The 7843-nt window shown below is 61.2% G+C and carries 5 protein-coding genes and 1 tRNA gene; 4 read left to right on the top strand and 2 right to left on the bottom strand.

Features of this window, described 5'->3' with window-relative positions; all coding sequences use genetic code 11:
• The first annotated feature begins 800 nt into the window (after window positions 1–800).
• A complete protein-coding gene (locus PLZ73_12470) occupies window positions 801–2624 on the top strand; it encodes a C1 family peptidase (GenBank protein ID HOO78687.1) in 1824 nt (607 codons plus the stop codon).
• Between the two features lie 12 nt (window positions 2625–2636).
• Here the strand turns inward: PLZ73_12470 and PLZ73_12465 are convergent, their stop codons facing one another.
• Window positions 2637–3545 carry a VCBS repeat-containing protein gene (locus tag PLZ73_12465; protein ID HOO78686.1) on the bottom strand — a complete coding sequence of 303 codons (909 nt, stop codon included), beginning with the start codon at window positions 3543–3545 and terminating at the stop codon, window positions 2637–2639.
• A gap of 203 nt (window positions 3546–3748) precedes the next feature.
• On the opposite strand from PLZ73_12465, the gene PLZ73_12460 reads away from it, so the two are divergent.
• Complete coding sequence (locus PLZ73_12460) at window positions 3749–5659, top strand: SdiA-regulated domain-containing protein (GenBank protein ID HOO78685.1); 1911 nt, start codon at window positions 3749–3751, stop codon at window positions 5657–5659.
• A 335-nt stretch (window positions 5660–5994) separates the two neighbouring features.
• On the opposite strand, the gene PLZ73_12455 is transcribed toward PLZ73_12460, so the two are convergent.
• A tRNA-Arg gene (locus PLZ73_12455) sits at window positions 5995–6068 on the bottom strand.
• Between the two features lie 148 nt (window positions 6069–6216).
• On the opposite strand from PLZ73_12455, the gene PLZ73_12450 reads away from it, so the two are divergent.
• Complete coding sequence (locus PLZ73_12450) at window positions 6217–7254, top strand: site-specific integrase (GenBank protein HOO78684.1); 1038 nt, start codon at window positions 6217–6219, stop codon at window positions 7252–7254.
• 282 nt (window positions 7255–7536) lie between these two features.
• On the top strand, window positions 7537–7843 hold a 307-nt coding region (locus PLZ73_12445), incomplete at its 3' end, for a hypothetical protein (GenBank protein ID HOO78683.1).

Raw genomic sequence — 7843 nt, 5'->3', positions numbered from 1 at the left:
GGCTGATCCGGGGGGTGACCGCCCCCTACTACGGCGCCTCCACCGACCTGCCCGTCACCAACCCCTGAGGGGGAGGGAAGCAGAGAGCATGGAGCAGAGAGCATAGGGAAAACCCCTCCGCCACGGACCCTTTAGGGTTCGGGGTTCAGGAAAGACGGGAGCGGATCAGTCCACAGACCTGCCGGCCGGCGGGTCGGTGGACCTAATTGGGGGGTGAGGTAGGGGGCTACTGAATACTGAATGCTTCCCCCGCTCCCCGAACCCTGAACCCTGAACCTTGAACCCTGAACCCTCTTTTTCCTATGCCCTATGCTTTCCCTACCATGGAGGGGAGAGGATTAGCCACAAAAGGCACAAGAGGCACAGAGGATTTTAAGGGGATGAATACGGCCTGGGAATGCCGGGCTCTATGCTCTATGCCTCCCCCCCTGAACCCTGAACCCTGAATTCATCCCCAATCAGAGTTAATCAGAGTAATCAGGTGCAAAAATCTCCCGGGGCCGCGGCAGGGGCTCCTGAATTCTTCCCTCAATCCACGTAGTCGTACGCGGGATAATCGTGAGTATTTTCCAGCCGGGCGCTCTGCCCCGCGCCATCCGATTTTACGTCCTAACCGCTTAACCATGCGGCATAATGCAACAATTTCTATCCGGTCCCGCGTTTGGCACACCCGCGGAGAAGATGGTAGGTTTATGCCGAGCAATGTCTTGCAATTATCGTCCGTGGGAGCGGCGGTCTTGGCATGAGGCTTGCTCTATAAAATGTAGCTTGAATTTCCAGGCCAACCGGGAGGTGCAGACGTGAAATCGGCCGGATGCATTGTCGCTATTCTGGGTACGGCCCTTGTGGCCGCTTCCGCTTCGGCGCGGGCCGAATTCGTGCCCGGCCGCTACAGCCGGGTCGATCCCCGTCGGTTGGCCGCCGTGGTCCCGGGCGAAGAGGAAGAGGGGGTAATGGTTCCCGCTCCGGGGCAGCCGCTGGAATGGTACGGCCTGTACCTGGCCGGTCCCCGTGTCGTCGCCTCGGCTTCCCGGCCGTCGCGGCGCGGGTATACCAGTCTTCTTTCCTGGCTCGATTACGACCCCGCCACCCGCAACCAGGGCTCCTGCGGCAACTGCTGGGCCTGGGCGGGGATCGCCTGCCTGGCCATCGATCTCTCCCGGCAGATGGGGATAACCGACCGCCTCAGCGTCCAGCACCTCAACAGTTGTTACGACGGCGACTACGCCTGTTGCGGCGGCTGGGCGGCCGACGTCGCCGGCTTTTACAACGACGTCGGCTACGCGCTGCCCTGGAGCAACGCCAACGCCGCTTACGCCGACGGCGCCTCCGCCTGCGCCGACGCCGCCTCGGGGCTGGACTGTTCCCTGATCGGCGTTTCCCCCTCCTATCCCGTCGATTCGATGGGAACGAGCTATATCAGCACCTACGGGGAAACCCAGGCCGACGCCATCGCCAACATCAAGGCCGAAATCGATTCGGGCGTGGCGGTCTGGTATTCATTCTACATGCCCGACAGCGCCGACCGCAGCACCTTCCATTCCTTCTGGCGCAACCAGACCGAAGGTGAGTACATCGATATGGCCTACGTCGACGGGCATGCCTGGGACCCGTCTTCGGGGGTCGGGCACGCGGTTTGCTGCGTCGGTTACGACGACACCGATCCCGCCAACCCGGTTTGGATCATGCTCAACTCCTGGGGAACCAGGACCGGCCGGCCCAACGGCCTTTTCCTGATCGCCATGGACACGGATTACAGCTCTTCCATGACCTACTACGGGATCCCCGTTCCCACCGCCCTCTGGGCGGTCTTCGACGTCGTCTACCCCGCCGCCACCACCACCGCGACCACCACCACCACCACCACCGCCGGGGACGGGTCCGAGACTCCGGGCGACTACAACGGAGACGGGACCGCGGAACTGGCGCTCTTCCGGGCCTCGACGGGGAGCTGGCTCCTGCGCGGCCTGACTACGGCCGCTTTCGGCGTATCGACCGATATTCCCGCCCCCGCCGACTACGACGGCGACGGGGCCTGGGATATGGCGGTCTGGCGTCCCGGGACCGGAAGGTGGATGGTGAGCGGGACCACCGCTTGCTTCTACGGGGTCGAAGGCGACGATCCGGCCCCGGCCGACTACGACGGGGACGGCACCGCGGATGCGGCGATTTTCCGGCCCGGCAGCGGGAAATGGTTCCTGCGCGGGGTTTCCAAGTTCTCCTGGGGAGCAGCCTCCGACCTTCCCGTTCCCGGCGATTACGACGGCGACGGCACCGACGACGCCTGCGTCTTCCGCCCCGGCACCGGGAAATGGTTCGCTCGCGGAGTGACCAGGGTCTCCTACGGGGTGTCGACGGATCTGCCCGCCGCCGCCGACTACGACGGCGACGGCACCGACGACGTCGCCGTTTTCCGGGGCGCCCGGGGCAAGTGGTTCGTCCGCAACCTGACCCAGGTCTCATACGGGGTGGCGACCGACCTTCCCGCCCCCGCCGATTACGACGGCGACGGCACCGCCGAGCCCGCCCTCTTCCGTTCCGCCAAGGGCAAATGGTTCGTGCGGGGCATCACCTCCGCGCTCTTCGGCGCTTCGGGCGACGTTCCCGCGGTCACCCGCTACTGAACGCGGCGCCGATTATTCCCGGTACTCGCTGATGTAGCTTTTCCCGGTTCGCCGGCTCATCTCCCGGGCGAGGTCGAAGATCAGTTCCTCCATCTCGATCCGGAGCACCCTCCCGGTCTGTATGTTTTTCGAGAAGAAAATCCACTTGCCGCTTCCGGGATCGTGGGGGGAAAGCTGGGTGGTGTTGCCTTGCCCGTCCAGCGCCCAGAGTTCGGTGTTGCTCGTGCCCAGGGCATAGATTCCGGCTTCCCAGGACGAGGTCGTGGGAGCGGTCGTTTGTCCTTCCAGCATGATCGCGCCTCCGGCGATTTCGAGAGGATAGAAGGGATCGGCCACCCCGATGCCGACGTTGCCGCCGAACCCCTGCATGACCAGGTCCCCGCTGTTGGACTTGAGCCAGAGGTCGGCGTTGTCGGTGTCGATTTCGGCGATGCCCGCGGCCCCGTCGGTCCGGACGTTGATGGTTTCGGCCGTGCTCTGGGTCGACCAGCGCAGCCGGATCCGGTCGCCGACGACGTCGATTTTGTAGGCGGGGTTCCCGACCCCGATGCCGATGTTGCCCGCGGCCAGGGCGCAGAGGTCGGTTCCGGAACGGTACCAGTCTCCGTCGGAGTTGCCGGCCGGGATATCGCCCGCCGTGCCGTAGTAAACCTTGGTCATGCCCCGGACCGCCCATAGACCGGTCGTGGCCCGGTAGATGGCTGCTTCGTCGGTCCCGTCCCCGTCGTAATCTCCGGCGGCGGGTTCGTCGTTCCAGGTTCCGTAGTAGATCCGGGAGATTCCCCGGACCGACCAGAGTCCGTTGGAGGGGCGCCAGACCGCGACATCGTCGGTCCCGTCCCCGTTATAGTCGGCCCCGCTCGCGCTCGCGGCCGCGGCTCCCGCGGCCAGCGCCGCCGCCATGACGAAAATAGCTTTCATCTTCTTCCTCCCGGTTCGAGCTCTTCGACGGTCCCTCTCATTCTTTCAACATACCATAGCCGTGCCGAGCCCTGCCCGACCTTCTTGCGACGGCGCATGACCCCGAGCCGGATCGCGCGCCCCCGGGCTTAAAATAAGTATCCCCCCGATTTGTCAGTGACAAGAATTTGGTGGTATGTTTTAACCCGGAGGTCGAGACACCGATGGGATTGAAAAATATCGCCGCGCCGGCCGCGATCCGGGCCGGGATCTGGCTGGCGGCGCTGGCCAACGGGTTGAGCGCTTTCCCCTCCGACGATCCGTCTTCCCCCGACGCTTGGCCGGCGCCGACGGGGACCGAGATCGGGGGCGGGCTCCCCGCCGGCTACGAGCCCAGCGGGGCCGTCTGGCACACCCGTCTCGGGCAGCTTTTCCTGGTCAGCGACGACGGCTGGGTTTCCCGGATGGACTCCGACGGGGGAAGTCCCGTGACCTGGACCCCGGGGGGGGACATCGAGGGAATCACCATAGCCGACCCCGATTCCGACTACCTGTATATCGGTATCGAAAATCCCGATACGATCCGGGAGTTCGACTTCGGGACCGGGGCCCTGACCGGGAAAAGCTGGGACTTGACCGCCTGGATGACGGGGGACGCCAACCAGGGCCTGGAGGCGCTGACCTATGTCCCGGCGGGCGAGCACCCCTATGGGGGTACCCATCCGGGGGGCCTCTTCTACGCCGGGCTCCAAGCCGACGGGCGCATCTACGTCTTCGCCGTCGACCTCGACGTTTCCGGTTCGGTGTCTTACGTCGACGTCATCCAGCCCTACGCGGGGCTGAGCGATATTTCCGGGCTTCACTACGAGACCGCCACCCGGACTCTCTACGCCGTCTTCGATTCCTGGAACCTGCTCCTGGAGATGGACAGCGCGGGAACTATTATCGCGGCCTACCGGCTGGCGGGGGACAACCAGGAAGGAGTGGCCTTGGATCTCTCCTGTCCCGGCACGGAAGCCGATATTTTTATTGCCGAGGACGCCGGCGAAGTGTGGCGCTACGAAGGATACCCCATCGCATGCGCCGCTCCCACCGCCACCGCGACTCCGGCGCCTTCCCCCACGCCTCCCGCCACGCCGTCTCCTTCGCCATCTGCGACGCCCGCTCCCTCTCCCTCGCCCAGTGTCCCTCCCTCGCCCACGCCTTCCGTCGCTCCGTCCCCCGCGCCTTCCTCCACTCCGTCTCCCGCTCCTTCTTCGACTCCAGCGCCGTCTCCTTCGCCTACGCCTTCCGTGTCCCCGGCCCCGTCGCCGTCGCCGTCGGCCCCTCCGAGCCCCGGTCCCACGGCATCCCCGCAACCCACGGCTACGCCCGTCCCCGCCTCGTCCCGCGCCGTTCTGGGGGATTATAACGGGGACGGAACCGCCGAACTGGCGCTTTTCCGGCCCTCGACGGGAGGTTGGTTTCTGCGCGGGGTGACCTCGGCCGTTTTTGGGGCTGCGGCCGATATCCCCGCGCCCGCCGATTACGACGGCGACGGGGCTTGGGACCGGGCGGTCTGGCGTCCCGGGACCGGGAAATGGATGGTGAGCGGGATCACCGCCTTCTTCTACGGTGCTGAAAACGACGATCCCGCGCCCGCCGACTACGACGGCGACGGGACCGCCGAGGCGGGGCTTTTCCGCCCCGTCAGCGGGAAATGGTTTCAGCGCGGGATCTCCAAGTTCTCCTGGGGTGTCGCCGACGACCTCCCCGTTCCCGGCGATTACGACGGCGACGGCACCGACGACGCCGGCATCTACCGCCCCGGCCGGGGCAAGTGGTTCGTCCGGCAGGTGACCCGCGTCTCATACGGCGCCGCCGACGACGTTCCCGCCGCCGCCGACTACGACGGCGACGGGACGATCGATATCGCGGTCTTCCGCGGCGCCGCCGGGCGCTGGTTCGTGCGCGGGATCACCCGGGCCTACTACGGCGTATCCACCGACCTTCCCGCCTCCGGCGATTACGACGGCGACGGGACCGCCGATATCGCCCTCTTCCGGTCCGCCCGGGGGAAATGGTTCGTCCGCGGCCTCACGAGCGCCCTCTACGGCGCGACCGGGGACCTCCCCCTCATGTACCAGGGCCGCTGACCGCCGCTCGGACTTCGGCGGTCTTTGTTCACCATGTAGACATGGAGGGGGAGAAAAGAGGGTTCGGGGTTCAGGGTTCAGGAGGGGAGGAGAGAGGGGGAGGCATGGAGCATGGGGCATAGAGCCTTTCTTCCCCAATCAGAGTTAATCAGAGAAATCAGGTGCAAAAAGGGTTCAGGGTTCGGGGTTCAGGAGGGGAGGAGGAGGGGGAAGGTCTCCCCAAAAAAGACAGAGTTTTAACCAGGAGAAAGTGACAACTTTAAATTAGGACGTGACCGGTCTTCTCTATGCGCTCTGCTCTCTGCTCTATGCTCTATGCTGTCTTCATACCCCCATGCCCCCGGCGCGATTCGAACGCGCGACCTACTGCTTAGGAGGCAGTCGCTCTATCCTTCTGAGCTACGGGAGCGGTATATATAACTATAAGCAATGCAACTTATAAAGAAATACCACAAGAACTCCTTGATCGGGAAAAACGCCCAATGACAGTATTTTGTCTTGCATTCGTCTAACTATATGATATAAGGGATGACTATGGAGAATATAAGAGCCATCCCATGAGTGTCTACAAGCCATCAGGTTCTCCTTACTACTACACCGATATTCATATAACCCTTCCCTCGGGTCAATCAAAAAGGATTCGCCGTAAGGTACCTGGGGGAATCACAGTCAAGAAAATAGCCCAGAAGTATGAAGATGAGCTTAAGGCTCGTCTCATTCTCAGGTCCGTGGACTTGGAGAATTGTCCGGCTAAGGTTATGGTGGCCCGGTATTTGGCCTGGCAACATGTCAATAATTCTCCCAAGACGGTTGGTTTGGTCAAACGTGCCTTAAAAACATTTTTCCACACCACCAAGGTCACTTCCCTCAACCAGTTTACGCCCGCGTTGATGGAGCGTTACAAGGAAACCAGGTTGGCTCAGGTTTCCCGCCGGACGGTTAATATCGAGGTTACTACGGTTAAGGCTATGCTTAACCGCTTGGAAAAACTGGGTGTGATCAATAGAAGCCCTATCAGACACGTTTCTCGCATCAGGGGTTCCGATCAGGGTCCGGTGGAATTTCTTTCCCTGAGCGAAATTTCGGCCCTTCTGGAGGCATCCAGAAATACGGTCTACTATCCCATCATTTTTACTTACCTCAAAACCGGAATACGTCGAGAAGAGCTGATCTATCTGGAATGGTCGGATATCGACTTTGACCGTGTGATTTTGAAGATTACCTCGAAGAAACACCATCCGACCAAGACCCGGACTCACCGGGAAATACCCTTCGGGGATGATCTACGGAAGGTTTTTGAGGAACTGGCGCCTCCGGGGAAGCGTCGGGGTTACATCTTCAAGACCAAGGACGGAGATCTCCGGCTGAACAATATCCTCACCAACCTCAAGCGGTTGGCCAAGAAGGCCGGGATCGAGAAGAATGTCACCATTCACCTGCTCCGGCATACTTGCTGCTCTCATCTGATCATGGCCGGCATTGACCTTCCAACGGTTCGGAAGTGGATGGGGCATTCCGACATCAAAACTACCTTGCGCTATGCCCACTTATCCCCGGAGCATCTGCGCCAGGCAGCAGCACGGTTGCCATACTAAGAGCTTCTGTCTGTGATCAAAGGAGTGTCGGAATACATAAGGTTGGCCAAAAGCTCGGAGTGTACCTCCTGGGCGATGAGAATGGTTGGGGAGCCCCTGGTGTGCCAAGTCCGTGAAAATTTTATTTCCTCCGGAGGTTCATTTAATAAGTAGACGCTATTATAATGCTTTAACTATCAGTATTTAATCCTATAATTCATTGCAACCCTATTTTATCTGGAAAGTGCGAATTTATTTTTATCAAATAACTAGACTAATCCTTTTTAATTAGTAAGCGACCTTGTGAAATGTTTATCCGATCCTGCGCCATTTATTAGCCCGAAGCTGAAAAATGGTATTGACTTTACTGAAGAAACCTCATTAAAAATAACTCGGCTTAGAAATGTATGCGAAACCCACAAGCTATGGGCGTCTGGGTGTTTACCCGCCTTCTTTGAAGGCGGGTTTTTTTATCGGTTTCGGAGTCCTAAGGAGTGGGTCAACGGAACCGAGGCGTCGTTTGCGGAACAAACCTGGACGGCTCTCGTCACTTTCACCTACGGCACCAACGTCATCTCGGTCAGCGCGCGAGATCAAGCCGGCAACGTTT

The sequence above is a fragment of the bacterium genome, assembly GCA_035380285.1.
GTDB lineage: Bacteria > Auribacterota > Erginobacteria > Erginobacterales > DAOSXE01 > DAOSXE01.
This window is presented reverse-complemented; position numbering and strand designations above follow the sequence as displayed.

What these genes read in the sequence shown, in the direction of transcription:
- PLZ73_12465 (HOO78686.1), bottom strand. Translation starts at nt 3,545, where the DNA reads ATGAAAGCTATTTTCGTCATGGCGGCGGCGCTGGCCGCGGGAGCCGCG.
- PLZ73_12460 (HOO78685.1), top strand. Translation starts at nt 3,749, where the DNA reads ATGGGATTGAAAAATATCGCCGCGCCGGCCGCGATCCGGGCCGGGATC.
- PLZ73_12450 (HOO78684.1), top strand. Translation starts at nt 6,217, where the DNA reads ATGAGTGTCTACAAGCCATCAGGTTCTCCTTACTACTACACCGATATT.